Annotated in this window: 32 protein-coding genes and 1 tRNA gene; 23 read left to right on the top strand and 10 right to left on the bottom strand. The window is 71.1% G+C overall.

Annotated elements, in window-relative coordinates:
- Positions 1 to 74 precede the first annotated feature (74 nt).
- From G401_RS0100845 to G401_RS0100825, 5 genes are all read left to right on the top strand, one after another.
- On the top strand, positions 75 to 824 hold the full coding sequence (locus G401_RS0100845) for an SDR family NAD(P)-dependent oxidoreductase (protein ID WP_027341002.1): 750 nt from the start codon (positions 75 to 77) through the stop codon (positions 822 to 824).
- A 414-nt stretch (positions 825 to 1,238) separates the two neighbouring features.
- The gene (locus tag G401_RS52215; protein ID WP_157545161.1) at positions 1,239 to 2,114 is read left to right on the top strand and encodes a hypothetical protein; all 876 of its coding nucleotides are present in this window, start codon (positions 1,239 to 1,241) and stop codon (positions 2,112 to 2,114) included.
- Positions 2,114 to 2,764 carry a RibD family protein gene (locus tag G401_RS0100835; protein WP_027341001.1) on the top strand — a complete coding sequence of 217 codons (651 nt, stop codon included), beginning with the start codon at positions 2,114 to 2,116 and terminating at the stop codon, positions 2,762 to 2,764. Before G401_RS52215 ends, G401_RS0100835 begins: the two co-directional genes overlap by 1 nt.
- Complete coding sequence (locus tag G401_RS0100830; RefSeq protein ID WP_027341000.1) at positions 2,761 to 3,210, top strand: deaminase; 450 nt, start codon at positions 2,761 to 2,763, stop codon at positions 3,208 to 3,210. Before G401_RS0100835 ends, G401_RS0100830 begins: the two co-directional genes overlap by 4 nt.
- Before the next feature lie 40 nt (positions 3,211 to 3,250).
- On the top strand, positions 3,251 to 3,523 hold the full coding sequence (locus G401_RS0100825) for a hypothetical protein (RefSeq protein ID WP_027340999.1): 273 nt from the start codon (positions 3,251 to 3,253) through the stop codon (positions 3,521 to 3,523).
- 67 nt (positions 3,524 to 3,590) lie between these two features.
- On the opposite strand, the gene G401_RS42600 is transcribed toward G401_RS0100825, so the two are convergent.
- Positions 3,591 to 4,316, bottom strand: coding sequence for an MOSC domain-containing protein (locus G401_RS42600; protein WP_051366034.1), 726 nt, complete (start codon positions 4,314 to 4,316; stop codon positions 3,591 to 3,593).
- 59 nt (positions 4,317 to 4,375) lie between these two features.
- Here G401_RS42600 and G401_RS0100815 point away from each other — a divergent pair, with 59 nt between their 5' ends.
- The 3 genes from G401_RS0100815 (at position 4,376) to G401_RS0100805 (ending at position 5,996) form a co-directional block, all read left to right on the top strand.
- Positions 4,376 to 5,170: a PhzF family phenazine biosynthesis protein gene (locus G401_RS0100815; RefSeq protein ID WP_027340998.1), complete on the top strand. Its 795-nt coding sequence runs from the start codon at positions 4,376 to 4,378 to the stop codon at positions 5,168 to 5,170.
- A complete protein-coding gene (locus G401_RS0100810) occupies positions 5,167 to 5,649 on the top strand; it encodes a GNAT family N-acetyltransferase (protein WP_027340997.1) in 483 nt (160 codons plus the stop codon). Before G401_RS0100815 ends, G401_RS0100810 begins: the two co-directional genes overlap by 4 nt.
- 101 nt (positions 5,650 to 5,750) lie before the next feature.
- Positions 5,751 to 5,996 (top strand): hypothetical protein, encoded by a 246-nt coding sequence (locus tag G401_RS0100805; protein ID WP_027340996.1) that lies wholly within the window; start codon positions 5,751 to 5,753, stop codon positions 5,994 to 5,996.
- A 170-nt stretch (positions 5,997 to 6,166) separates the two neighbouring features.
- Here the strand turns inward: G401_RS0100805 and G401_RS0100800 are convergent, their stop codons facing one another.
- From G401_RS0100800 to G401_RS0100780, 5 genes are all read right to left on the bottom strand, one after another.
- Positions 6,167 to 7,723: a DUF4139 domain-containing protein gene (locus G401_RS0100800; protein ID WP_027340995.1), complete on the bottom strand. Its 1,557-nt coding sequence runs from the start codon at positions 7,721 to 7,723 to the stop codon at positions 6,167 to 6,169.
- A gap of 16 nt (positions 7,724 to 7,739) precedes the next feature.
- Positions 7,740 to 8,531, bottom strand: coding sequence for an ABC transporter permease subunit (locus tag G401_RS0100795; RefSeq protein WP_027340994.1), 792 nt, complete (start codon positions 8,529 to 8,531; stop codon positions 7,740 to 7,742).
- Complete coding sequence (locus tag G401_RS0100790) at positions 8,528 to 9,445, bottom strand: ABC transporter ATP-binding protein (RefSeq protein ID WP_027340993.1); 918 nt, start codon at positions 9,443 to 9,445, stop codon at positions 8,528 to 8,530. Before G401_RS0100790 ends, G401_RS0100795 begins: the two co-directional genes overlap by 4 nt.
- A 95-nt stretch (positions 9,446 to 9,540) precedes the next feature.
- Entirely contained in the window at positions 9,541 to 9,972 is a 432-nt protein-coding gene (locus G401_RS0100785; protein ID WP_051366033.1) for a GbsR/MarR family transcriptional regulator, read from the bottom strand.
- A 117-nt stretch (positions 9,973 to 10,089) separates the two neighbouring features.
- On the bottom strand, positions 10,090 to 10,965 hold the full coding sequence (locus tag G401_RS0100780) for a metallophosphoesterase family protein (protein WP_245601564.1): 876 nt from the start codon (positions 10,963 to 10,965) through the stop codon (positions 10,090 to 10,092).
- A gap of 101 nt (positions 10,966 to 11,066) precedes the next feature.
- On the opposite strand from G401_RS0100780, the gene G401_RS0100775 reads away from it, so the two are divergent.
- The 6 genes from G401_RS0100775 to G401_RS54295 all read left to right on the top strand — a co-directional run bounded on the left by G401_RS0100775 (position 11,067) and on the right by G401_RS54295 (position 16,092).
- Complete coding sequence (locus G401_RS0100775) at positions 11,067 to 13,367, top strand: transketolase C-terminal domain-containing protein (protein ID WP_027340990.1); 2,301 nt, start codon at positions 11,067 to 11,069, stop codon at positions 13,365 to 13,367.
- A gap of 243 nt (positions 13,368 to 13,610) precedes the next feature.
- Positions 13,611 to 14,048: a DUF3052 domain-containing protein gene (locus tag G401_RS0100770; RefSeq protein WP_027340989.1), complete on the top strand. Its 438-nt coding sequence runs from the start codon at positions 13,611 to 13,613 to the stop codon at positions 14,046 to 14,048.
- 26 nt (positions 14,049 to 14,074) lie between these two features.
- Positions 14,075 to 14,539 (top strand): peroxiredoxin, encoded by a 465-nt coding sequence (locus tag G401_RS0100765; protein WP_027340988.1) that lies wholly within the window; start codon positions 14,075 to 14,077, stop codon positions 14,537 to 14,539.
- A 146-nt stretch (positions 14,540 to 14,685) separates the two neighbouring features.
- Positions 14,686 to 14,757 (top strand) — tRNA-Val (locus G401_RS0100760).
- 222 nt (positions 14,758 to 14,979) lie between these two features.
- Complete coding sequence (locus G401_RS52210; RefSeq protein ID WP_051365970.1) at positions 14,980 to 15,393, top strand: hypothetical protein; 414 nt, start codon at positions 14,980 to 14,982, stop codon at positions 15,391 to 15,393.
- Positions 15,394 to 15,531: 138 nt separating this feature from the next.
- Positions 15,532 to 16,092 (top strand): hypothetical protein, encoded by a 561-nt coding sequence (locus G401_RS54295; RefSeq protein ID WP_157545158.1) that lies wholly within the window; start codon positions 15,532 to 15,534, stop codon positions 16,090 to 16,092.
- Here G401_RS54295 and G401_RS0100750 read toward each other — a convergent pair.
- On the bottom strand, positions 16,004 to 16,456 hold the full coding sequence (locus tag G401_RS0100750) for a hypothetical protein (protein WP_157545155.1): 453 nt from the start codon (positions 16,454 to 16,456) through the stop codon (positions 16,004 to 16,006). The two genes, G401_RS54295 and G401_RS0100750, sit on opposite strands and share 89 nt — an antisense overlap.
- Before the next feature lie 134 nt (positions 16,457 to 16,590).
- Positions 16,591 to 17,097, bottom strand: coding sequence for a helix-turn-helix domain-containing protein (locus G401_RS0100745; protein WP_027340986.1), 507 nt, complete (start codon positions 17,095 to 17,097; stop codon positions 16,591 to 16,593).
- Positions 17,098 to 17,270: 173 nt separating this feature from the next.
- Here G401_RS0100745 and G401_RS0100740 point away from each other — a divergent pair, with 173 nt between their 5' ends.
- The 5 genes from G401_RS0100740 to G401_RS0100720 all read left to right on the top strand — a co-directional run bounded on the left by G401_RS0100740 (position 17,271) and on the right by G401_RS0100720 (position 19,250).
- Positions 17,271 to 17,486 carry a hypothetical protein gene (locus G401_RS0100740; RefSeq protein WP_027340985.1) on the top strand — a complete coding sequence of 72 codons (216 nt, stop codon included), beginning with the start codon at positions 17,271 to 17,273 and terminating at the stop codon, positions 17,484 to 17,486.
- 357 nt (positions 17,487 to 17,843) lie between these two features.
- On the top strand, positions 17,844 to 18,431 hold the full coding sequence (locus tag G401_RS0100735; RefSeq protein WP_027340984.1) for an RNA polymerase sigma factor: 588 nt from the start codon (positions 17,844 to 17,846) through the stop codon (positions 18,429 to 18,431).
- 27 nt (positions 18,432 to 18,458) lie between these two features.
- Complete coding sequence (locus tag G401_RS55510) at positions 18,459 to 18,719, top strand: hypothetical protein (protein WP_027340983.1); 261 nt, start codon at positions 18,459 to 18,461, stop codon at positions 18,717 to 18,719.
- On the top strand, positions 18,716 to 19,039 hold the full coding sequence (locus G401_RS54290; RefSeq protein ID WP_157545152.1) for a hypothetical protein: 324 nt from the start codon (positions 18,716 to 18,718) through the stop codon (positions 19,037 to 19,039). Before G401_RS55510 ends, G401_RS54290 begins: the two co-directional genes overlap by 4 nt.
- Positions 19,029 to 19,250, top strand: a complete 222-nt coding sequence (locus G401_RS0100720; RefSeq protein ID WP_034590366.1) for a helix-turn-helix domain-containing protein — start codon at positions 19,029 to 19,031, stop codon at positions 19,248 to 19,250. Before G401_RS54290 ends, G401_RS0100720 begins: the two co-directional genes overlap by 11 nt.
- A gap of 188 nt (positions 19,251 to 19,438) precedes the next feature.
- Here G401_RS0100720 and G401_RS0100715 read toward each other — a convergent pair whose 3' ends face one another.
- Together G401_RS0100715 and G401_RS0100710 are read right to left on the bottom strand one after the other, a co-directional pair.
- Positions 19,439 to 19,939: a hypothetical protein gene (locus G401_RS0100715; protein WP_027340980.1), complete on the bottom strand. Its 501-nt coding sequence runs from the start codon at positions 19,937 to 19,939 to the stop codon at positions 19,439 to 19,441.
- A gap of 359 nt (positions 19,940 to 20,298) precedes the next feature.
- Positions 20,299 to 20,775, bottom strand: coding sequence for a helix-turn-helix domain-containing protein (locus G401_RS0100710; RefSeq protein ID WP_169734121.1), 477 nt, complete (start codon positions 20,773 to 20,775; stop codon positions 20,299 to 20,301).
- 188 nt (positions 20,776 to 20,963) lie between these two features.
- On the opposite strand from G401_RS0100710, the gene G401_RS42590 reads away from it, so the two are divergent.
- From G401_RS42590 to G401_RS0100685, 4 genes are all read left to right on the top strand, one after another.
- Entirely contained in the window at positions 20,964 to 21,641 is a 678-nt protein-coding gene (locus G401_RS42590; protein ID WP_051365969.1) for an RNA polymerase sigma factor, read from the top strand.
- Entirely contained in the window at positions 21,638 to 22,648 is a 1,011-nt protein-coding gene (locus G401_RS0100700; RefSeq protein ID WP_027340978.1) for a hypothetical protein, read from the top strand. Before G401_RS42590 ends, G401_RS0100700 begins: the two co-directional genes overlap by 4 nt.
- A gap of 246 nt (positions 22,649 to 22,894) precedes the next feature.
- Complete coding sequence (locus G401_RS0100690; RefSeq protein WP_034590365.1) at positions 22,895 to 24,106, top strand: amidohydrolase; 1,212 nt, start codon at positions 22,895 to 22,897, stop codon at positions 24,104 to 24,106.
- Between the two features lie 45 nt (positions 24,107 to 24,151).
- Positions 24,152 to 24,772, top strand: coding sequence for an L-threonylcarbamoyladenylate synthase (locus G401_RS0100685; protein WP_027340976.1), 621 nt, complete (start codon positions 24,152 to 24,154; stop codon positions 24,770 to 24,772).
- The last annotated feature ends 232 nt before the right edge of the window (positions 24,773 to 25,004 follow it).

The following is a 25,004-nucleotide window of genomic DNA, read 5'->3' as shown; positions in this document are numbered from 1 at the left end:
ATCGCTCCCTGGTCGAACCTAGGATACGGCGAGAAGACCGCCCGATTCATAGGATCTATAGGAGGCAAGTCGCGATGGGTGAACTGGACGGCCTGGTAGCGGTGATCACCGGCGGCGGTTCGGGCATCGGGGCGGCCGCCGCCCAGGCCTTCGTCGCCGCCGGGGCCCGGGTCGGCATCCTCGACGTCCACCCCGGCGAGTACGCCGCCCCCGCGTCCCTGCCGTTGACGGCCGACATCACCGACGGGGCCTCGGTCGAGGCGGCGATGCGTACGGCGGCGGAGACCTTCGGCGGGATCGACATCCTGGTCAACAATGCGGGGATCAGCTCGGTCGGCACGGTCGAGGACAACGACGACGCGGAATGGCTGCGCGTCCTGGACGTGAACGTGGTCGGCTTCGTGCGGGCGACCCGCGCCGCCCTGCCGTACCTGCGCCGCAGCGCCCACGCCGCGATCGTGAACACCTCGTCGATCGCCGCCGGCGCCGGGCTGCCCAAGCGGGCGCTCTACTCGGCCTCCAAGGGCGCCGTGCACTCGCTGACCCTCGCGCTCGCGGCCGACCTGGTCGGCGAGGGCATCCGGGTCAACTGCGTCGCCCCGGGGACGGCCGACACGCCGTGGGTCGCGCGGCTGCTGGCGCGTACGGAGGACCCGGCGGGGGAGAAGGCGCGGCTCGAAGCGCGGCAGCCGATGGGCCGGCTCGTCTCCGCGGACGAGGTGGCGGCGGCCATGCTGTACCTGGCCAGCCCGCGCAACGGTGCTACCACGGGAATCTCGCTCGCGGTCGACGGCGGCATGCACGGCCTGCGCCTCCCGCGCTGACCCGCCCCTGGCGCTCCCGCGGCCCGCGCCCCCGCGCGCCGCGCCCCCGCCCCGCCTCGCCCGCTCCATGATCTGGTTTGGATCACGGTTTCGCACGTAATCATGGCCCAAGATTCGGGTGATTTCCCTGATCCAAACGGGATCTTGGGGCCGCGCCGGGCCGCCCGGCGGGGCCGGCGGGGCCGGCAGGGGCCGGCCGGTGGGGCCGGCGGGGCCGGCAGGGGCCGGCCGGTGGGGCGGTGGGCGGGAGGAGTTTGGGACGGGCGGGCAGGGGTGCGGTCCCACCCACCCGTCCCGTTTCACTCTCCCAACACCGTCCAGGACGGCACAGAGACACCGTGTCGGCTCACGATGTCGGTACAACGCGCGGCAGTATGCGGCGATCATGGTCGATATCCGCCTATGCTGCCATCGGTGGAGCGGCATATCGACCCGCGGTGGTGGACCGAGGGCGCCATCGGCGACAGAGTGCTGCCGATGGTGCTGGCCGAACGCGACATCGGCAGCCTCTTCCAGTTCCTCCACCAGCGCGGGTGGAGCTGGTTCGCGATCGCGACGGCGGTGAGCCTGCCCGACGCCCGCGTACGCGAGATCGCCGCCGGCCGCCGGCAGGTGCTGGCGTACACGGTGCTGGAGCGGATCGCCGAAGGGCTGGAGATTCCCCGGCACTTCCTCGGCCTCGGCCTGACCGCGCCCCATCAGGCCACCGGCGCCCATGAGGCGACTGCCGGCCACGCAGCGGACGTCCTCCCGGAGGTGGCCGCCGTTCCCCATCAGACCGCCGAGGGCCTGGCGGTCCGGCGCCGGGTGGCCGTGTGCGGCAGCCGCGGCCCGGAGAGCGACGACCGTGTCATCGACGCCGCGGTACGCGGACTCGGCCGGCTGTGCATGACGGCCGGGCTGGACGTCAGCCACGGGCCGTTGGGCGTCGGCGTGGAGGTGCTCACGTACGTCGCCGATCACTACCGGCCGCCCGGGCTCAGTCACGTGACCGGGGTCTTCGGCCGGCCCAACGTCGTGCGGGGAGTCGTCGCCGCGGTCATCGTCGGCGGCGGCGGGGGTACGCGTGACGAGACCGACCTGGCGCTGGCGGCCGGCGTACCGCTGATTCCGATCAATGCGAGCGGGGGTGCTGCCCGGCGCGCGTACGCTCTCCTGGAGCGCGACGTAGAGTTGCGCCGCTGGATGCCCGACGGCGACTTCGCCATGCTGCGGACCTGTGCGGAGGCCGACGCGATCACCGAGGTCGTCGGCGGGCTGCTCACCCGTTGTGCAGGAGGGGGCACCTGATGCACGTCATCCTGAGCTGCGCCATGTCGGTCGACGGCTACATCGACGATGGGGCACCCGAGCGCCTGCTGCTGTCCAACGGCGAGGATTTCGACCGGGTCGACGAGGTACGCGCCGGCGTCGACGCGATCCTCGTCGGGGCGACCACGATCCGCCGGGACGATCCGCGCCTGCTCGTCCGCTCGGCCGACCGCCGGGCCGCCCGGGTCGCGCGCGGGGAGCCGGAGTCGCCGGTGAAGGTGACCCTGACCCGCCTCGGCGACCTCGATCCGGCGGCCGCGTTCTTCACCACCGGGACCGGCGAGAAGCTGGTCTACTGCGCGGACGAGGCGCTCGACAAGGCGGCCGGGCACCTCGGCGGGGTCGCCACGGTCGTGCCCGCCGCCGGGATCGCCGAGGTCTTCGCCGACCTGGCCGCGCGCGGCGTACGCCGGCTGATGGTCGAGGGCGGCACGAGCGTGCACACGCAGGTGCTCGCGGCCGGTCTCGCCGATGAGTTGCACCTGGTGGTGGCCCCGTTCTTCGTCGGAGACGGGCAGGCGCCCCGGTTCGTGAACCCAGGCCCGTTCCCCTTCACCTCCACCCGCCCGATGCGGCTGGCCGAGGCGCGTCCGATCGGCGACTGCGTTCTGCTGAGGTACGAGCTGTGAGCTCCCGCAACCGCCCCGACGACGACGTCTGGATGAGCGCCGCGCTGGACTGGTCGCGCCAGTCGCCGCCGGTGCCGACCGCGTACAACGTGGGGGCCGTGGTCGTGCTGGACGGGGAGTGCCTGGCCTACGGCTTCTCCCGGGAGACCGACCGCACCGTGCACGCCGAGGAGGCGGCCCTCGCCAAGCTGTCCGATGTGGACCTCACCGGCGCCACCGTCTACAGCACGCTCGAACCGTGCTCCCGCCGCGCGTCCCGGCCGAAGTCCTGCACCCGTCTCATCATCGACGCCGGTGTCCGCCGGGTGGTCTACGCGCTGCGCGAACCACCGCTCTTCGTCGAGTGCGAGGGCGTCGAGCTGCTCACCGCCGCGGGCCTCGAGGTCGTGCACCTCGACACGTACGCGGACAAGGTCGTGGAGATCAACGGGCATCTGCTCGGCTGATTCGGGGTTGGTGCCTGGCTTGTCCGGGTATTCTCCCGTCATGACGACCGTGACCGCCGACGACGTACGCGCACTCGCCCAGTCGGCCGACGACCAGCCGGTGCTGGCCCTGGTCGACGGCGAGATCGTGATCCTGCCGGAGGCCGAGGTGAGCCCGCAGGACCGGGTGCTGTTCACCCAGGCCGCCCTCATCGAAGACCTGGGTGTGGACGTGACCGAGGTGGAGGCGGAACTGCTCGCCGGCCGCCTCACCGCCGACATCACGGAGGTCGACGTCGACGTCGTGGACGCCGGCGGCACCGCGGAGGACTAGGGCCTGTCTCCCGGATCTCGTGGTCCGGTGGCCGCCAACGGGCCGCGAACGATCCGGGAGACAGGCCCTAGGCCGGCGACGAGGTCGGCTCGGGCTCGAACTCCGGCTCGCCGGGGTAGGGCGCGATCCGCCGCTCGGCCGTCTCCCGGATGTCGTCGGCGGTCTCCTCGGCGGTCAGCAGCAGCGGCAGCAGGTCCGGCTCCAAGGTGATCGCCCGGAAGGTCAGCCCGATCGTCACGTCGTGCTCCGGCCGGTGCACGATCTCGATCCGGTCGCCCGCGCGTACCGTGCCCGGGGACACGACGCTCAGGTACGCCCCCGGCCGCGCCGCCTGTGTGAACGACTTGATCCAGCGGCCCTGCGCGTACTGCTGCTCGGCCATCCAGTTCTTGAAGGTCCCGCACGGGATGCGGGGCACGGTCACCTGCAGGACGAGGTCGTCGCCGATCTTCCAGCGCTCGCCGATCCGCGCCTCGGTCACGTCGAGTCCCCGCGTGGTCAGGTTCTCCCCGAAACATCCGCCGGGCAGGTCGACGCCGAGCTGCTCGGACCACCAGTCGAGGTCCTCCCGGGCGTACGCGTACACGGCCTGCTCGTCACCGCCGTGGTGGCGAACGTCGAAGATCTGGTCGCCGACGAGGCCGCTGCCGAGGCCGCCGTGCTTGGGGCCGGGCGCGCGTACGTCGACGGGCTTCTGGGTCGGGCGCTTGTCGATGCCGGTGACGCCGTGCTCCTTGGCTCGGGTCGCGCGGGGGACGGCCAGGTTCACCGACAGGACGGTGCCGAAGTTCATGATCACGATTCTACCGTGCGGGCCCGGCCGGGAAATCCGTGCGCGGTACGGTGAACGCCATGCGGATCAGGATCGTGGACGCCTTCACCGATACGCCGTTCCGGGGCAACCCGGCCGGCGTGTGCCTGCTGCCTGCCGGCGACTGGCCCGCCGAAGCCTGGATGGCCTCGGTCGCGGCCGAGCTGAACCTGGCCGAGACCGCGTTCGCGAAGCCGAGCGGCGACCCGGCCGCGGACTGGGACCTGCGCTGGTTCACGCCGGCCGTCGAGGTGGACCTGTGCGGCCACGCGACCCTGGCGACGGCCCACGTCCTCGGCGGCGACGCGCCGCTGCGCTTCCTGACCCGCAGCGGCGTCCTGGTCACCTCGTGCGCGCCCGACGGCACGGTCACCATGGACTTCCCGGCCAACCCGCCCACACCCGTCGAGGCGCCGCCGGGACTGGCCGAGGCACTGGGCGCGTACCCGGAGAAAGTCTTCGACACCGGTGCCCTGGGCGACCTGGTGGTCGACGTGGCGGACGAGGCCACGGTACGCGGCCTGGCGCCGGACCTGCGCGGCCTCGCGGGGTTCGGCGAGCGGTGCGTCATCGTGACGGCGCGCGGCGACGGCGACCACGACTTCGTGTCGCGGGTGTTCTGCCCGGCGGTGGGCATCGACGAGGACCCGGTGACCGGCAGCGCCCACACCGCCCTCGGTCCACTGTGGGCGGACCGGCTCGGCCGCGCCACCCTCGTCGGCGTACAGGCGTCGGCCCGCTCCGGACGCGTCGAGGTCGAGGTCGACGGGGACCGCGTACGCCTGCGCGGCCGTGCGGTCACGATGCTGGACGGCGAGCTGGCGGTGCAGCCGTGATCCGGTACGCGCAACCGGCGGACGTGCCGGCGATCCACGCGATGATCATCGAGCTGGCCGAGTTCGAGAACGCGCCGCAGGAGGCCGAGGCGACCGTCGAGCAGCTGACCGAGGCGCTGTTCGCGGCGGAGCCGCACGTCTTCACGCATGTCGCCGTCGACGACGGGACCGGCGAGGTCGTCGGCTTCGCGCTGTGGTTCCTCAACTTCTCGACCTGGCGCGGTGTCCACGGCATCTACCTCGAAGACCTGTACGTCCGCCCGGCCGCCCGCGGCGGGGGACACGGCAAGGCGCTGCTGCGGAACCTGGCGGCCCTCTGCGTCGAACGCGGCTACGCCCGCCTCGAATGGTGGGTGCTCGACGATCCGGCGCTCGACCCGTCCCGCGCGTTCTACCGGGCGATGGGCGCGATCGCGATGCCGGAATGGCAGCCGCACCGGGTCACCGGCGACGCGTTGAAGGCCCTCGCGGCCTCGTAACTCCGCACCCCGTCATACCAGGCCTGCCGCCTGGCCCGGCATCGCTAGCTTTGCCCGAAAGGCCGGTGGAGCGGCGGACGTCCACTGAGTACCGTCGCCTCATGGGCTCGGCAGCCGTGATGGTGGGGCTACTCGGAGTAGCGTTCGGAGTCTTCGTCGGCCTTCGCTGGACGAAGCTGCAGGCCGCCCGCAAAGGGTACGCCGGAGCGAAGGCGGCCATTCCCAAGGCGAAGGCGGCCCGGAAGGCGGCCCGCGGGGCGTACTGGGTCGCGTCGCGGGCGATGCTCATCGTGGGACTGCTGGTGGTGGCGGTCATCTTCGCGATGGCCCGCGGCTCCCGAGGCTGACCCGCCCCGCCCGCTCCCGCCCCGCCGCCCGCTCCCGCCCTCCGCGCCGTCGTCGGCTCCCGCGCCGCCTGCCCCCTCCCGACGATCTTGCGCGAATGCCCCGAATTTCGCGGCATTCGCCCGGAATGCCGGTACATTCGCGCAAGATCGTCGAAAACTCGGCCGTCGGGTCAGTCGCGCCAGCCGCTGATGTCGACGCCCTTGGCCGCTTCCACCCGGATGCCGAACGCGATCTTTCCTTCTGCCTGCGGTTCCAGGTGCAGCTTCCAGGTCACGACCCCGAGTTCCGACCGCTCCGCCGGCTCCGGCCGGGCCGTCGTCTCCTTGACCGTGACCGCCGCCTCCCGCGACACTGGCACCTGGTCGAGGACTGTGACGTCGATCGGCCGTCCACTGTGGTTGGCCACCCGGATCTCGTACTCCGTCTCGGTCCGGCGGTTCATCCCGAGGGTCGCCTTGGTCGCCGTCCGCTTGGTGAGTTCGCGCTCGACGCGTACGCGGTCGTCGACGCCGAGGGCCAGTTCCCGTTCCTCGTTCGGGGCCCAGGGGTCGAGGTTCGTCGACCCGATGAAGTCGCCTTCGTGGAACAGTCCCGCCCGGCCGGGCGGCAGGGTGTGCGAGGTGCTGTTGCGGACCGTCGCGCGCATCACCGCCTCCTCCGCGCGTACCGGGGCGGTGACGTGGTCGATCTTCGTGTCGAGCTCGAAGGTGCCGATCAGCGTACGGTGGCTGGTGCCGTCGGCGGGGACGGCGACCGGGCGCTGCGGGGTGTAGGTGGCGGCGACCGGGCCGTCCTCGACCTGGGCGACCGCCTCGCGCATGGGCGCCGACGCCAGCTTGGCCATGGCGGCGCGCGGGGCCGCGGCGGGCGCCGGCACCGGACCGCCGCCGGGGGCCCCGCCGTACATGTCCGCCGAGGCCGCGAGCACCATCGGCCGGGCCACCCCGACGTACCACGGGTCGAGTTCCGGCACCACCAGCGTGCCGGACGGCCGCGCCGTCGACAGCTTCAGCTCGCACTCCGGCCAGTCCTCACCGGTGTGCTGGCTGACCAGGCCGAACCAGCTCAGCCCGAGCCGGTCGCCGGCCAGCCGCAGGTCGTAGCTGCTCGACCAGCTCGCCCCGTGGACCACATAGGACAGATCCAGCTCGGCGTCCGCGGCCTCGTCCGCGGCCAGCGTCACGACCGCCACCAGCCGGTCGGGCTGGCTCTGCCCGCGCACGTCGCCCAGCCGCCGCTCGGCCGCCGCGCGCCGCTTGTGCAGGTCCTCCCGCAGGACCGTGCGCTCGCGCCGGCCGCGCAGAACCGCTGCACGCTGCGCGTCCAAGCCGTCCGCGAACCCCGTCACCCGTTCCAGGTCCCCCGCCAGCTCCTTCGCCGTACGCACAGCCAGGCGGTCGAGGAACGCCAGCCGGTCGACGGCCACCTGGTCGGCGTCGTCGGCCGCGCCGAGGGCGGCGTCGATCTCGCGGATCTCGCTTTCCAGGGCCAGCACGACCTCGTCGGAGGTCTCGGCGGCGCGCCGGTACGAGACGTCGACGCCGAGGACGGTGGCCGGGCCGCGGCCGGTCACCCGGATCGAGTCGTGCAGCAGTCCCAGCGGGAGGGGGCCGCAGGTGACCTGCTGCTCGCCGGCGCGCAGCGAGACCTTCCCCGACCGCGTCACACGGGCGCGGTCGGGGAACACGGTCACGGCGACGATGGGAGCTTCGAAGCTGTCCGTCATCCGTCCGACACTACCGTCAGACCGCCACGTCCCGCCGGGTGAACCGGGCCGTGCCGGCCGCCACGAGTACCGCGCTGACCAGCAGCAACAGGCCGGAATCACCCCATTGGAGGCCGTGCTTGAGCGGTTCGCCGCCGAGGTACCACTGGAACGGCGAGAGGTTCTTCGTCCACTGCAGAGCGTCGACCTGGACGAAGAACGAGTACGCGAGGTACGACAGCACGGCCACGCCGGCGGACACCCCGAGGGCGAGGCCCCGGCGGCCGGTGATCGCGCCGACGGCGTACGCGAGGCTGCCGTAGACCAGCCCGAACAGCAGCAGCTGGACGCACACGGCCACGAACCGGTCCGGGGCGACGGCCGACAGCCCGGCCGAGTTCCGCAGCGCCAGCGTCACGGCGAGGACGGCCGCGCTCACGATCGCCAGGCTCGCCCCGATGGCGGCGACCCGTTGCAGCGCCAGCGATCCGCGGCCGACCGGATGGGCGAGGACGAGGTCGAGGGTGTGCGCCTCCTCGTCGGCCGCGACGGCCTTCACCCCGTACGCGATCGCCATCACGATCACCAGGGCCGGGATGAGCAGGCCGAAGACGGTGGAGGCGAGGTAGTTGGCCGGATCGGTCAGGTCCTGCATGTGCAGGGCGTCCTTGAGCGCCTGCGGGTACGCGTCCATCGCCTTGGCCATGTCCGGGTTCTGCCCGACGGTCGGGTAGAACGACGTGTACATGGCGGACACGACCGACATGGCGATCGTCCAGCCGATGATCGACCGGCGGTTGTCGCGCAGGTACTTCCGGAAGACGTTCACCGCCGGCTCCCTTCACCGTGGGCGTAGTAGGCGAAGAAGAGCTCCTCCAGCTCGGGTTCCTCGCTGAGCAGGTCCACGACCGTGTGGCGGGCGGCCGTCTTCACGAGTTCGTCGGCCGTCCCGGCGAGCCGGCAGCGTACGACGGGGCCGTCGGCGGTGACGTCGGAGACTCCGGCCAGCCCCGCGAACTCGGCCGGGTCGACCGGCTGGGCGAAGGTGATCTCGATCTTGCGGAACGCCCGCTGCCGCAGCCCCTCGACCTGCTCGACGGCGGCGAGCTCGCCGCCCCTGATGATGCCGACCCGGTCGCAGGTCGCCTGGACCTCGCTCATCACGTGCGAGGACATGAAGACGGTCTGCCCGCCGGCCTTCGCCTCCTGCACCAGCTCGACGAACTGCTGCTGCAGGAACGGGTCGAGCCCGCTGGTCGGCTCGTCCAGGATGAGCAGCTCCGGCGCGTGCATGAACGCCTGCACCACGCCGATCTTCTGCCGGTTGCCCTTCGACAGCCCGCTGATCCGCCGCGACGTGTCGAGGTCGAGCCGCTCGGCCAGCGCGGCGACCCGCTCCCGGTCGACGCCGCCGCGCAACCGCCCCAGGTACGCGAGCAGGTCCGCGCCGGTCTGCCGGCCGTCCACGACGAAGTCGCCGGCCAGGTACCCGATCCGCCGCCGCAGCTCCGGCCGCGACCGGGGATCCTCGCCCAGGACGCTGATCCGCCCGGCGCTCGGGCGCAGCAGGTCCAGCAGCAGCCGGATGGTGGTGGTCTTGCCGGCGCCGTTGGGCCCGAGGAAGCCGAAGACCTCGCCCCGCTCGACGGTCAGGTCCAGCCCGTTGAGAGCCGTCTTCGCCGCCTTGCCGTGGCCGTAGATCTTGCGGAGCCCTTGGGTCTGGATGGCCGGGGTGCCGCGCATCGGACCGAGGAGTCCGCCGCGCGAGCCGGTCGTTTCGGTGGCGCTGGACGGGCGGGCCCCGGAGGTCGCGCCAGTATCGGCAGCCATGCCCACTCCTAAAGGTCGTTCTCCTGTTTGAACCGGTCGATGAGCTTCGGCACCTCTTCCTCGATGAACAGGAAGAAGTCGCGATTGATCCGCAGCCGCCGGGCGCGGTCGTGGTCCTCGGCGAACCCCTGGGCCGCCAGGAGCGCCAGGCCCCGCTCGGTCACGTGCCGCATCGCCGCGTACGTGGCGGCGGCGTCGGTTCCGCTGATCATGGCGTTCGGCATCAGCTCGTACGCGTGCCCCCGCCCCGGCGCCGGTACGCGCCGGACGAACCCGGTCCGTTCGAGCAGCCGCATCCCGGTGCTGATCGAACCCTTCGACAGCCCCAGCGCCTCGGCGAGCTGGGCGCTGGTCTGGGCCGGGGGTTCGCAGATGAGCAGCCAGCCGAGCAGCTTGCCGAAGGCGGGGGTCACGCCCATGCCCGCCAGGGCGGTGCCCATCTCCTCGGCGAACCGGCGTTCGTCGGCGGGGACCGGATCCGGCACAGTACCTCCTGAAAGTTCAGAACTCTCTGAACATTCAATACCCCATGACCCCGAAGAGTCAACGGGGCGGGATCAGTGGCAGGTGATGCGCCCGGAGTCGGTGAACTTCCTGCCCGCGATCGGCAAGAACGCGTACTCCGCGCCGTCCGGGTGCAGCGTCAGCTTGAGGACGCCGAAGGTCTGGGCGTCGCGGACGAGCGAGCCCGGGGCCGGGCTGCGGAAGCCGTAGTGGCTCGCCCCGCCCGTGCCGACGACGAAGGGCACGAGGCCGCGCTTCGCGTCGACATGGCCCCACGGGTCCATCGGGGAGAACCGTTCGTAGTTGTGGTTGTGGCCGGTGAGGTTCACGTCGGCACCGTTGTCGTAGAGCGTCTGGTAGAGCGGGCGTACGTCGGCGGTGGGGCCGTGGTCCTTGCCGGACGTGTAGAGCGGGTGGTGCCACAGGGCGGCCGTGCACCGGGCCGTCGAGCGCCGCAGATCGGCCCGCAACCACCTGTTCTGCGCGGACGACACCGAGCAGGACACCTCGGCGCACACCGAGTTGAGCACCACGATGTGCCAGCCGCCGAGGTCGTAGGAGTAGTAGCCCTTCGTCCGGTCGCCCGCCGCGGATCCGAAGTAGTCGTAATAGGGCTTCGCGTGCTCCGTGCGGTAGTCGTGGTTGCCGACGGCCGGCCGCGTACGCGCCTTCGCCCGGCCCCAGGTCGGGTCGTAGCAGCGCCGGAAGTTGGCGGCACTCCCGTCGGGGTAGACGTTGTCGCCGAGGGTGAACACCGTTCCGGGCGTGCGGTCGAGGATCTTCGCGGTCGCCTCAGTGCCGGGGCCGCAGACGGCGATGTCCCCGGCGCCGACCAGCACGGCCGTCCGCTCCGCCCGCGGAATCGGCCCGCTCGGGACGGAGGACGGGACGGGCGAAGCGGCGAGCAGCAGCGCCAACAGCCAATGCACGCCCACATGATGCCGGTAAATCCGTCCAAAACCGACGACACGCGTACCGGCGGCGTGTCCGATGATCACCTCTGGGCTGGCAGCGGCCCGCCGGACGAGCCATGCTGGCCAACGTGACGACTCCGCAAGATCTGGACGAGCGGTTCCGGCGTACCGTGGCCGGGCTGGCGCCACCCGCCCTGCCCGGACGCGGCTGGGGCACACTCGATCCCGACCGGGCCCTGCGTCTGTTCGAGGCCCAGATGACCAGCCGCCATCTCGATCTGGCCGCCCGCTGGCTGCGCAGCTTCGGCGAGGGGTACTACACCATCGGCTCGGCCGGCCACGAGGGCAACGCGGCCGTCGCCGAGGCACTGCGCTGGACCGACCCGGCGCTGCTGCACTACCGCTCGGGCGCCTTCTACTGCGTACGCGCCGGACAGCCCGAGGACTCCGGCGTCGACCCGGTACGCGACGTCCTGCGGGGCATCGTGGCGAGCGCGGCCGAACCGATCGCGGGCGGGCGGCACAAGGTCTTCGGCAACCGGGACCTCAACGTCCTCCCGACCACGTCGACGATCGCCTCGCACCTGCCCCGCGCGGTCGGGATGGCCTTCGCGATCGAGCGCGCCCGCGGCGACCGGCGCAGGAAGAGCGCCCCGGTACGCGTACCCGGGAATGAGCTGGAAGCGCTGGTGGGAGCGGCGCCGGCGGCACCCGGAACGGCCTGGCCCGCGGACGCGCTGGTGGTCTGTTCCTTCGGGGACGCGTCGATCAACCACGCGGCCGCCGTGACGGCCTTCAACGCGACCGGCTGGTGCGACCACAGCGGACTGAAGCTGCCGATCCTGTACGTCTGCGAGGACAACGGCCTGGGGATCAGCGTGAAGAGCCCGGCGGGCTGGACCGAGGCGGCGCTGCGCTCGAAGCCGGGGATCCGCTACTGGTCGGCGGACGGCACGGACCTGGCCGAGACCTTCGCGACCGCGACCGAGGCCGCCGACTGGGTACGCCGGCACCGCCGGCCGGCGATCCTGCACCTGCGCACGGTACGCCTGATGGGCCACGCGGGCGCCGACGCGGAGCAGGGCTACCGCACGCCCCGGGAGATCGCCGCCGACATCGACCGCGATCCGCTGCTGATCTCGGCGGCGCGGCTGGTCGACGCGGGCGTCGCGGTGCCGGAGGAACTGGTCGCGCGCTACGACGAGATCGGCTGGCAGGTACGCAAGACGGCCGAGGAGGTCATGGCCGAGCCGAAGCTGAGCACGGTGGCCGAGATCGTCGCGCCGCTCGCGCCCCGCCGCCCGGTGCGCGTCGCCCGGGTGGTCGCGGAGGCGGGCGAGCGCGCCGCCGGTCCGCTCGCGGTGAAGCGGGCGCCCGAGCCCGCCGGACCCGTCACCCTCGCCCAGGCGATCAACGCCACGCTCGCGGACGCCCTGGTCACCAACCCCGCCGTCGTGCTCTTCGGCGAGGACGTCGCGGCCAAGGGCGGCGTCTACGGCGTCACCAAGGGCCTGCGCGACCGCTTCGGCCCCGCGCGCGTCTTCGACACGCTGCTCGACGAGACCACCATCCTCGGGCTCGCCGCCGGCGCCGGCTCGGGCGGGCTGCTGCCCGTCCCCGAGATCCAGTACCTCGCGTACCTGCACAACGCCGAAGATCAACTCCGGGGCGAGGCCGCGAGCCTCTCCTTCTTCTCCTCCGGCCGCTACCGCAACCCCATGGTCGTACGCGTCGCGGGGCTCGCGTACCAGGAGGGTTTCGGCGGGCATTTCCACAACGACAATTCGCTGGCCGTGCTGCGGGACATCCCCGGGCTGGTGCTCGCCGTCCCGGCCCGGGCGGACGACGCGGCCGCGATGCTGCGTACCTGCCTGGCGGCGGCGACCGCGGACGGCACGGTGTGCGCCTTCGTCGAGCCGATCGCCCTCTACCACACCCGCGACCTCTACGAACCCGGCGACGGCCAGTGGCTGTCGGAGTACCCGCCGCCCGGCCGCTGGGGCGCCACCCACGTCCCGATCGGGCGCGCCCGCACCTACGGGATCGGCCACGCCGACGCCCTGACGATCGTGACCTTCGGCAACGGCGTACGCATGTCGCTGCGCGTGGCCGCCCAACTGGCCGCGGAGGGCATCGGCAGCCGCGTCGTCGATCTGCGCTGGCTCGCCCCGCTGCCCGAAGCCGACCTGGTACGCGAGGCCGCCGCCACCGGCCGGGTGCTCATCGTCGACGAGACCCGCCGGTCGGGAGGCGTCTCCGAGGGCATCCTCGCCACCCTGGTCGACGCGGGTTACGTCGGCGCCGTACGCCGGGTCAGCGCCGCCGACACGTACGTGCCGCTGGGGCCGGCCGCGCGTACCGTTCTGGTGGGGGAGGACGTCATCCTGGCGGCCGCCCGGACGCTCCTCACGATCTGAGCACCCGCCCGGCTCGGGCGTTTCCGGCGGGAAAACCGGGCCGATTCGGCGGCGGCGACGGCCGAGCCTGCCCAGAATGAAGGCAGAGCGCGGGCGAAGCCAGTGAAGTGATCTTGAAAATAGGGCCATTTGTGCCCACCCGCTCGGTGCGCCACTTGCGCGAGGGGCTAGAACTGTGTGAACTACCCGTTGACCGGTGTTGCACCTAGCCGACACCGAAACTTGAAAGGGAGGCACTCTAACGTGAGCGCGACCGCTGGTCAGGCCGCCGACGGCGTACGCAGCCTGGCGGACCGGTTCGGCATCGAACCGGACATGGTGGTCATGGAGATGGGGTACGACGAGGACGTCGACACCGAGCTCCGTGACGCGCTGATGGACCGCTGCGGGGAGCTGGTCGACGAGGACACCGACGAGGTCGTGGACGCGGTCCTGGTGTGGTACCGGGACGGCGACGGCGACCTGGTGGACCTCCTGGTGGACGCCCTCGGCCCGCTGGCCGACAACGGCGTCGTCTGGCTGCTGACGCCGAAGGCGGGCCGGGACGGCCACGTCGAGCCGAGCGACATCAGCGAGTCCGCGCCGACGGCCGGTCTCGCGCAGACGACCACGCTCAGCGCGGGCAAGGACTGGGCCGCCGCGCGCCTGGTCGCCCCGAAGGCGGCACGCTCGAAGCGTTAGAGGCCACCCGTCGTACAAGGAGCAACATGTCTGACCTCCTGCCGGTGGGCTCCGTCGCGCCGGATTTCGTCCTGAAGGACCAGAACAACCAGGAGGTACGCCTCGCGGACTTCCGCGGCCGCAAGAACGTCCTGCTGGTGTTCTACCCGCTGGCGTTCACCGGCACGTGCCAGGGCGAGCTGTGCCTCATCCGGGACAACCTCAACGACTTCGCCAACGAGAGCACCCAGGTGCTGTCGATCAGCGTGGACTCGCCCTACGCCCACAAGGTCTGGGCGACCGAACAGGGGTACGAGTTCCCGCTGCTGGCCGACTTCTGGCCGCACGGCGCGGTGGCCTCCGCGTACGGGGTGTTCAACCCCGACCGGGGCTTCGCCAACCGGGGCACCTTCGTCATCGACACCGACGGCATCATCCGGTACGCCGAGATGAACCTGCCGGGCGAGGCGCGGGACCAGGACGCGTGGCGCAAGGCGCTCGCGGCGCTCTGACCCGTCTCCGCGGCAACCCCGTACCGCCGCCCGGTCGCCTGACCGGGCGGCGGTCTCGTACCGGCGGCCGGCCGTGTCGCGGTTACCGATTCGCGGATGCTCGCGGGCGTCCGGTAGACTGCCCAGGTTCCCGGGCTCTGGCCTGCGGGCGCGTAGCTCAGTGGGAGAGCATCCGCCTTACAAGCGGAGGGTCGCAGGTTCGAAACCTGCCGCGCCCACCCTTCTTCTTTTCCCTTTCTCCACACAACCTCACCGGCGTGCCGTTCCAGGCGCCAATATATCGATAAATATTGATGTGTCTGACGGCAATGCGGTTGCTGAAACCGTTGGTACGCAAGGGAATCAAGGAAATTCGCACCGGCTCCCGAGGTTCCGATCCACGCCCGTCCGGCGTACGCTGAGGCGTCGATTCCGGGGAGGAGCGGGTTACATTGGCTACGGTGGCGCATCGGCTGGCGACGCTCGAATCGCATGCGAACTGGGCTACGGAGGGCATCATGAAGCTGTGGGACCGGGCGGACCACGTCACGGGTGCGATCGGTCTCCTGTCGGAGGATCAACGTGCTTTCCGCAATGAGATGGCGGAGTTCCGCACCGAGGTCGCAGCTCGTTTCAACGGCATAGATGGCCGTCTCGACCGCGTGGATGGGCGCCTCGACAGCATAGATGGCCGTCTCGACCGCGTGGATGGGCGCCTTGACAGCGTGGATGGGCGCCTTGACAGCATGGATGGGCGCCTGGATCGGATGGATGCCCGTTTCGACAGCATGGACGGGCGCCTGGACCGGCTTGAGGGCGTGGTCGGGGCCATCGCGGCGCACCTGGGTGTACAGGTGCAGACCTCCGGCGACTGACATTTCCTCGGCAACGGCCCGGCTGGACACCAGCCGGGCCGTTGCCGTCTCCGGGTTCGTCCGTTGTGGAGTGCGTGGCCGTCATCCGTTCGGGCGTACGTCTTTCGAACATCTGTTCTTATCTGGCATGATAGACGCATGGGCACATGGCGACGACCGTACGCACAGTCGATCGCCGTGATCCGCCGCGAGGCCGGCGCCGCCTTCGCAGTCGTGTCGGCCGGCCTCGTGGTTGCCTGGCTGGGGGTGCACGGCCGGCTGGCCGACGGCTTCGCGGGGGTGGCCGCCGCGGTGGCCGTGATCGCCGCGATCTATGCGGTGCGACTGCATTTCGTCGGGGTCTTCCTCAACGACGCGGGCCTGCTCGTCCGGACGTTCACCGAGACCGCGATGGTGCCGTGGGCCGAGGTGGCGTGCATCGACGTGCTGCCGGCCGAGGACCGGCCCGGCCTGACCGCCTGGGTCGTGACCGTCCACGGCGAACACGTCGAGACGCCTTTGATCCGGGTCGGGGCGCGCAGGGAGCCACGGCCGGTGGTCTCCGTGCACCTGTCCGGCACGGTGTTCGATCAAGCTCTGCGTGAGCTGCGCGCGGCACGGTCGGCCGCGGTCAGGCCTCATCCTCGTCTTCACGATAGGCCGACTCGCGGCCCTGTAAGAAGATCCGCAACTCGTGTGAGATCACGGGATCGGGTGTGAGCTGCGGCGGTAGGTTGCTGTCCACGTCCTCGACCTCGGGGCGCCCGGCCGTGTCGAGCGCGCTCAGCAGCCGCTTCTCGAGGTCGACCAGGTCGGCCCGCATCTTGGCGACCTCGACCCGGGTGTATCCGACGACGACGGTCGTGGTGCCGGCGAACGACAGGAACAGGACTATGCCCCAGGCCTTCGTCGCCGGATCCATGTCGCTCGCGAGGATCCAGCCCAGACTGACGAGCGCCGCCGAGACGACGCAGATGGCGACGCGTACGAGCGTTTCGGGCTCGCGCCGGGACGCCTTGGGCGGACGCGGGTCCGCCGCAAGTGCTCGGGCGCGGAAGAGTCGTTCGGGAGCTGCCTGCCCCATGAAATTCTTCCCCTCGCCCACGTTCAGCGGCGCGCCGATTCGCCCTGCCACGGGGATCAATCAGTCACAATGACATAGATCATCACAACGGACCCGGGCGCTGGGTTCCAGCCTACGTTCGGGCAGACCGAAAACTACGTTCGGGCGATGCCCGCGGGGCGCGGAGATGGTCTGCGCCGCGGTTGCGTCCGGTCGAGCTGCTGATGCCAGTAGACCATCGCCCCCTGCAGTGTCGTACGCAGAGAGTCCTTGGCGCTGTCCGGCAACCGCGGATCGGCCAGGTGGCGCTGCGCATCGGAGATGGCCGGGTCGACATCCGGGCCGGCCTCGTCGACGGTGACCATGCCGAGTTCCTCCGGAGTGGCCAGTCCCGACTCGACCAGCAGATCGCCCAGGCGTACGCCGAGCCAGGGCGCCAGTCGCCGCAGGTTCTGCGCGGTCGGGGTGACCTCACCGGACCGGTAGCGGGCGATGAGGGACGCGGACACGCCGGAGTCGGTCTCGAGCTCGCCGTCCGACAGGTAGCCCTGGCGTTCCATGAGCGCGCGAAGATACCACCCGAAGCCGGTTCGCGGGTGCCCCCGCCGGTCCGCCATGGCGTCGGCGGTCGGCGTCCCCGAGTGGTCGCCGACCGCCCCCATGCGCTCTGAGCTTGCACGAATGCAAGAGAAACGCATCGACATATTCAGGAGTTTGTCACCCATCCGAGTGACTATGCGACGTGCATGCATGGTTCTATAGTGCATGCGTGTATGAAATCAACAAGTCGCCACGCCTGGCGTATAACCCACAAGCTTTCGAGGAGATTTTCGCGATGCTCGGGCTGCGGACCGATGCCGAGAAGGCCAGGTTCCTCGGAATCGCCGAGAGCAGCTTCAATCGTATCCGCCGGGGCGTGTGCATCCCGGGTGGACAGTTCGTCGCGAGCGCGCTGTACGCCATGAGTACCGAACCACGGCTGGGCCAGCTGCCGGCCGACCGGACGCGCTTCGACCGGCTGTTCACGGTCGCGGCCGGCCGGTCGCGGTGATCGCGGCCCGCCGACGTGATCGCGGTCCGGCGATCCCTGCCGGCTCTCGCGTGGACCATATCGCTCTGCTGCGGTGCGGTGGGCACGACCCTGCTGAATCCGCCGGCAGCGGCCGGGATGTTCGCCGGCCTGGCGCTCACCCTGTACGCCGGGCGGGCCGCGCTGATCCTGCTGCGCGCCGCGGTGACGGGAGAGCCGGTCGGGGGACGTGGCGATCCGGCAAATCTCGGGACAGTCCCCGCAACGGCAACACCGGTAACGGGAAGAAAGGCGTTCGATGTGACTGAGTGGGCACGATGCACGACGGGTTCCTACCGCCTCATCGGCGGGCACCCGCGGCCGCGGAGGGCCGCGGGCGTGCCACCGGTCGTGGCGGCGCAGGCCGGGGAGGAACCGCCGCCGGTCTGCCGCTGCCAGGCCTGGCGCCTGGTGGAGCGGATGCAGCACGGCGACACCCGGGCGGTCGGGGAGTTCTACGACCGGTTCAATGTGGACGTCTACCGCTATGTGTGGCTCTGGTGCGGGGACGAGACGCTCGCCCAGAAGCTGACGCGCGAGGTGTGGGAGCGCGCGCTGCGCAGCATCGGCGGGCTGCACGCCAACAACGACACGCCGCTGAGCTGGCTGCTGCGGCTGGCGCGGGCGCGGGCCGGCCAGTACTTCCGGACCCGCCGCTACCGTCTCGGGCTCATCGACCTCGCGGCCGTGCAGGCGGTCGAGGCGCTGGCGTTCGACGACGACCACGCGCAGTCGGCCGCCCTCCTCGCGGCGGTGCGCCGGCTGTCGCCGGCCCAGCAGGAGGCGATCGCGCTCACCTACTTCTGCGGTCTCGACGAGATCGACTCGGCGGCGGTCATGGGCAACACCCCGGCCATCGTTCAGGCCCTCACCTGGCAGGGCCGCGTACGCCTGGCCGGGTTGCTGGCCGCCGGGGCGAGCGCCTGACCGCCCGATTCCACGAAGGAGTGAGGTATGGACACAGCGACCTCGATCACTTTCGCCGAGCTGCTGCTGGCCATGGGGGCCACGGCGATCGTCGCCGCCGTCGCCACCGCCATGGTCGCCCATGTACGCGGCCGGGACGTCACGGAGCTGTACGCGTACGTGCAGAAGTGGGCGAGCCTCGACGACGACATGGCCGCGGCCGCCCTGGTCGGTATGCCGGACCGGCACCTGCGGCTGTTCGGGCCGACGGTCCGGGTCCCCGCGCGCCACCGGGCGGCGGAGCGGTGAGCCGTTCGCGCCGCCGTACGCAGGTGCCGCGGGAACGCGGGCCGGTGGAGGACGCGACCGCGCGCCGAGTCCACCGCAAAGCCGCCACCGCGGACGCGCCCATCGACATCGGTGAGGCGCAGCGGGCCCGCCAGGTCCGGCTCGCCGCCGCTCCCCGCCAGGGTGGCGTGACCGCGCGGGCGGCGGTGGCGATCTTCGATACATCCGTGCCGGTGTACATGCAGACCGTGCGGGAGACCAGCATCTGCCCGGAGCTCATCCCGGCTCCGGAGCCGCTAGTTCCAGAGGTTCTCGGGAGGAATGAAGAAGATGATCATTGAAGAAGACAGCGGCATACCGGCTCGCCGGGCCCTGCATCCACTGATGCGTACCGGCGAGGTCGCGTTTTTGTTCAAGGTCGATCCGTCGACCGTGGTCCGCTGGGCCGAACAGGGCAAGTTCCGCTCGACGCGTACGCTCGGCGGCCAGCGGCGCTACCTGCGCGCGGAGATCGAGGAACTGGCGGCCCGCGAAGGGCCGATGGCCTTCTGACCCGGCCGGGTCACGTGCGGCCGTAAGGGAAACGGCGGCCCGACGCCGTCGCGGGGACACCCTCCGCGCGGCGTCGGGAAGACTTTGGGGCGGGCCCGGGCGAGGCCGCGCCTTGTCTCGGTGGCCGTCTGACGCCGGTCGTGTACCGGCGATGTTCGCCGAAACTGTGGAGCCTGGAACGGTGGCTCTCAGAGCGGGTCGGGTCCGTCGTCGAAACGGGACTCGCGGCCGCGTAGGAAGATTTGGAACTCGTCGGAAATGATCTGACCCGCGTCGCCGGCGGTTCGCCGGCTTCGCCGTCGTCCCGATCGCCGACGAGAATGATGGTCGACGGGTTGGCGTTTGCTGTCGGTGGCAGCGGCGGTCTGAATCGCCTGTGCCGCAACGGTTTGCATCATTGATGAAATCATCGCCTCCTGGGCGGCCAGCCGGCGCCGGATACGCGCCGTCTCCACCATCGCGCGGGCGGCACAGATCGCGGCCGTCAGCGACAGCCCGATGACCGCGCTCCAGGCCTTGATGAGTGCGGAGGTGGATCCGCTGAGAATCCACAGGAGGCTGACGATGATCGCGGAGACCGAGGCGTACGCGATGTGCATCATCAGGTCGGTGCGGCGCGTCTCGCCGGCGCCCTGGTCGGGCACCGCGGGTATCGCCCCGGCTCTTACTTCGTCGACGTCATAGATCATGAAAGCCCCTTCCGCGGGCGCGGCGCTGCGCCACCTATATGGGGGCGGTGCACGCATCGCCACGCGACTGAGCGATCAAAATCCGTCAGATCAATGGCTGAGGGACATAGAACGTTCGGCCATCCATCGATGGCCATACGGAGTATTCGTGCAAGTCGCACAGTGCAAACCGCTATGTGACGTGCATGCATGGATCATCATCAGATCAGGAGCATTTCGTCACGCTGGGTCATCTGCGACCCGGGAGGGCGACGCTGGCGCCGACGAGTGGGTGAGTCGGAGCAGACGCTCGAACGACCCCATTTGGGTGACACTCCGCTGGTTAATCAACTACGGAGAGTGAAGTGTACGCCGAGCCCTCAGCTGCGTACGCGGCGCCCCGCGGCCCGCTCGGCGGCGGTCGGCTCGTGCGACGCCTGCCGGATGCCCGTCTGCTGCCGCCAGTACGCCACAGCGCCCTTCAGCGTGTCGCGCAGGTACTCCTTGGCGGCAGCCGGCCGGTCGGGATCGGCCAGGATCCGCTGGGCCTCGGCGAGGCTCGGATCGAGGGGCGTCGCGGCGGCCGACGCGCGCGCGACCATGCCGAGTTCCTCGGGGGTGGCCAGGCCGGCCTCGACCATCAGCTGTCCCATGGAGGCGCCGAGGTGGGGCGCGAGCCGCCGGAGGTTCTGCGCCGTCGGGACGACTTCGCCGGACTGATAACGAGAGATCAGCGACGCGGATACGCCGGAGGCGGCCTCGAGATCGCTGTCGGACTCGAAGCCGTGTCGTTCCATGAGGGCGCGCAGATACCAGCCGAAGGGGGTCTGCGGATCCCGGCGTTTCCTCGTTGCCACGTACAAGATCCTATCCACTACCGCCTGTAGGGGCATCGTCCGCACGAGTGTTCTTGCATATGTGCAGGAAATTGCGTGTACGCAAGTGCACGCTCGTCACCCGATAGAGGTATTTACGACTTGCATGCATGCCACTAGCGTGCATGCGTGCGTGAAATAATGTCTGCTGGCAACGGGGGAACGTTGCCGTGACCAATGCCGTGATGGATGCCGCCACCGAGAGCACGGATGCCGGAGGGACCGTCGGCGCGGGGCCGGCCATGGAGGAATGGAGCCCGCACGGGGAGCAGTGGGCGCTCGTCGAGCGCGCGCAGCAGGGCGACGCGTACGCGTTCGGCCAGTTGTACGCGCAGTACAACGACGACGTGCTGCGCTTCCTGCGGCAGCGCTGCGGCCACCTCGAAGTGGCCCAGGACCTCGCCGGAGACGTGTGGGAACGGGCGCTGCGCAACATCGGGCGCGTCCAGCGCCGCGTGGGGCCGCCGCTGGCCTGGCTGATGACGATCGCCCGCAACCGTGCCATCGACCACTTCCGGTCCGGCCGGTTCCAGTACGAGGTGCTCATCGACGCCACGAACGACATCAGCGGGCCCGACCAGGCGCTGGACGTCGAGCAGCTGGCGGTCCGGCGGCAGGACGCCGACTCGCTGCTGCGCGCGGTCAAGGCCCTGTCCGGGCCGCAGCGCCAGGCGATCGCCCTCACCTACTTCAACGGCCTCACCTGCCCGCAGGCGGCCGTGCGCATGGGCATCTCCGAGGACGCGGTCAAGGCCCTCAACCTGCGCGGCCGGCGTGCCCTCGCCCGGCGGCTGACGCTCGACCGGGCGTACACGCCCCGCCATCATCCAGAGATGAGGAACCGGTGAACCTCAACGATCACGTCGATCTCGGCTTCGCCTGCCTCGCCGTCGCCGCCACGGCCGGCGTGTCCGCGGTGACGACCGCCATGGTCGTGCGCGTACGCCACCGCGACGTGCGCCGCCAGGCCGCCGAGATCCGCCGGTGGGCCGACCAGGCTCCCCGGGTACGCGAAGCGGGGCGGCCCGTCCACGGGCCGGTTCCGCTCGCCGGGCTCGTGTTCGAGCCCGGAACAGGGACGGCGCCCGGGTCGCCATCCATGTCGCCGTCCCTGGCCCCGGCGGAGGGATTCCCGGCCGGAGCTGCCCCGGCCGGGCCCTTCCCCGGGGACTTCTTCCCGGTCGACGGGGACGCGCCCGGCGTCGGCCGGCTGTTCGAGACCGAGCTGTCGTCCGGGCTGATCTTCGAGGCCCCGCCCGGCCCGGTCTCGGGGCCGCCGTCCTGGCCGCCTTTTCCGGCCGGCGACCAGCCGGCCGGCCCCGGCGCGCCGCTGGACGGAACGCCCCTGAACGGCGTGTCCGGGCGGGGCGGCGCCGCGGACGGGGGCCACGTCAACGGGCACGACCCCATGAACGGCGACCCGGGTCCCGGGCGCATGGCGGGCCCCGGCTTACGCACCGAGCCGGGGCGCCCCTGGGATCCGGGTCGCGACGGCTTCGAGCCGAGCGGCCGGGCCGACGCCGAACCCGACCCCGAGCCGGTACGCGTACCCGAGCCGGAACCGGTCGACGACCCGGACCGGCCGCCGGCGCACGAGCCGGAGTTCCTGCCGCCGGACACGAGGGACACGGTGATCATCCCGCGCATCACCAGCGAGATGATCGCGGCCGGTGTGCTGAACGGCGAGGTGGTCCCGGCCGAGCCGGCCGCCGAGTTCCGGCCGCCGCGGCTGATCCCCGACCCGCCTGTGCCCACGCAGCGCGAACCCCATATCCGCCCGGCGGTACCGGGCAAGGGCGGCAAGCCGGCCCGGACGACGTCCTCGGGGGGCCGCCACCGAGCGGCGCGTCGATGACCCGACCGCTCGTGATCGAATCTCCGGCCCGGCCTCCCACAGGGCCGGGCCGGCATCGATCGGCCCTGGTCAGGCGGCGCCGCTACATCGTGGCTCTGGCCGCCGCCGCGTTCGTCCTCGGCGTCGTGGCGGGGGTCAGCGTGTTCGCCTTCGCGATCGAGGTCTCGGCGCAGCCCGCCGGCCGCTCGCGATGAGATAGCCCGGCTTCGCGCCGAACGGGCAGCGATTTGCCGGTATCCTCCCGATGTGACGGCCTTGAACCTGCGCGAGATCTACCGCGACCTGCACGCCCACCCCGAGCTGTCGTACGCGGAGACGCGTACGGCGGGGATCGTCGCCCGGATCCTGACCGACCTCGGCTACGACGTCACCACGAACGTCGGGCGTACCGGGGTGGTCGGCGTGCTCAGCCGCGGCGAGGGCCCACGGATCCTGCTCCGCGCCGACATGGACGCGCTGCCGGTGAAGGAGCGCACCGGCCTGCCGTACGCCAGCACCGCCCGCGGCACCGACCCGGACGGCGCGGACGTCCCGGTCATGCACGCGTGCGGGCACGACGTCCACGCCGCCTGCCTGCTCGGCGCGCTCGAGGAACTCGCACGCCGGTCCTGGTCCGGCACGGTCGTCGCGGTCTTCCAGCCCGCCGAGGAACTCGGCACCGGCGCCCTGGAGATGATCGACGACAACTTCTTCGGCCGGTTCGGCGTACCGGACGTGGTCCTCGGCCAGCACGTCGGCCCGTTCCCGGCCGGCACGCTCGCCGTCCGCGGCGGCCCCGCGTTCGCCGCGACCGACGCCCTCAGCGTCGTCTTCCACGGCCGCGGCGGGCACGGCTCCCGCCCAGAGACCACCATCGACCCGGTCGTCATGGCCGCGTACGCCGTCACCCGCCTGCAGGCCATCGTCTCCCGCGAGGTCGCCGGCACCGACACCGCCGTGGTCACCGTCGGCTCCATCGTGGCCGGCACCAAGGACAACATCATCCCCGACACCGCCGAACTCAAAATCAACATCCGCTCGTACGCGAGCGACGTCCGTGCCCGCATCCTCGAATCGGTCGAACGCGTCATCCGGGCCGAGGCGCTGGCGTCCGGCGCGCTCAGGGAGCCGGACGTGACCCTGTTCGGCCAGTTCCCGGTCGTCGTCAACACTCCCGAGGCGGCCGAGCGTACCCGGGCCGCGTTCGTCGAGGTCCTCGGCGAGCAGCGCGTCTTCGACCCCGGGCTGGTCACCGGAAGCGAGGACGTCGGCGCCTTCGCCACGGCGTCCGGAGCACCGCTCTGCTACTGGCTGCTCGGCGGGGCCGACCCGGAGCAGTACCTGGCGGCGGAACGAGAAGGGGAGCTGGCGACGGCGATCCCGTCCAACCATTCGCCGTTCTTCGCGCCCGTCGAGGAGCCGACCCTCGACACTGGAGTGACCGCCCTCGTCACAGCCGCCCTCACCTGGCTCGGGTAGGCCGTGGATCGGCGTACCGCCGGGGTTTGCGTCTAAGGTGATGATGTGGCGAAGTACTTCGACGTGCACCCGGACAACCCGCAGCCGCGTTCGATCCGGCAGGTGGTCGACATCCTCGGCGAGGGCGGCCTGATCGCCTACCCGACCGACTCGTGCTACGCGCTGGGTTGCAAGATGGGCAACCGCGACGGCATCGAGCGGATCAAAGACATCCGGCACCTCGACGACCGCCACCACTTCACCCTCGTCTGCCGCGACTTCGCCCAGCTCGGCCAGCTCGTACGCCTGTCCAACAGCGTGTTTCGCCTGGTGAAGGCGGTGACTCCGGGGGCGTACACCTTCATCCTGCCGGCGACCAAGGAGGTGCCGCGCCGGTTGTGGCATCCGCGCAAGCAGACGGTCGGCGTACGCATTCCCGATCATGTCGTGGCGCAGGCGCTGCTCGCGGAGGTGGGGGAGCCGATCGTGTCGAGCACGCTGCTGCTGCCGGGCGAGGAGGAGCCGATGACGCAGGGCTGGCAGATCCGCGACGAGCTGGACCATTTCCTCGACGCGATCCTGGACTCCGGGGACTGCGGCGTCGAGCCGACGACGGTGGTCGATCTGTCCGGTGAGGAGCCGGAGATCCTGCGGGTGGGCGCGGGGGATCCGGCGCGCTTCGAGTAGTCGCGACGCACGTTCACGAGGGCCCGGCGGGTACGCCGGGCCCTCGTCGTGTGCTGGGTGCCTTCCAGACGCGAAGTCTTTACACATGTCAACCCGTTGACGTGGCGGTAACACGTCTGTAGCGTTTGGCCAACCCTCTGCAAGATTCTTGCATGGAAAAGTTCATTCTTTAGCCGATCTTCGTAAGTTCGCAGAACTCAGTCGCTTCCGTGCACCCCCACATCCCTTCACG

It is taken from the genome of Hamadaea tsunoensis DSM 44101 (assembly GCF_000428945.1).
In the GTDB taxonomy this organism is placed as follows: Bacteria; Actinomycetota; Actinomycetes; order Mycobacteriales; family Micromonosporaceae; genus Hamadaea; species Hamadaea tsunoensis.
Note: the sequence above shows the minus strand (reverse complement) of the source record. Positions and strands in the feature narration are given on the sequence as shown.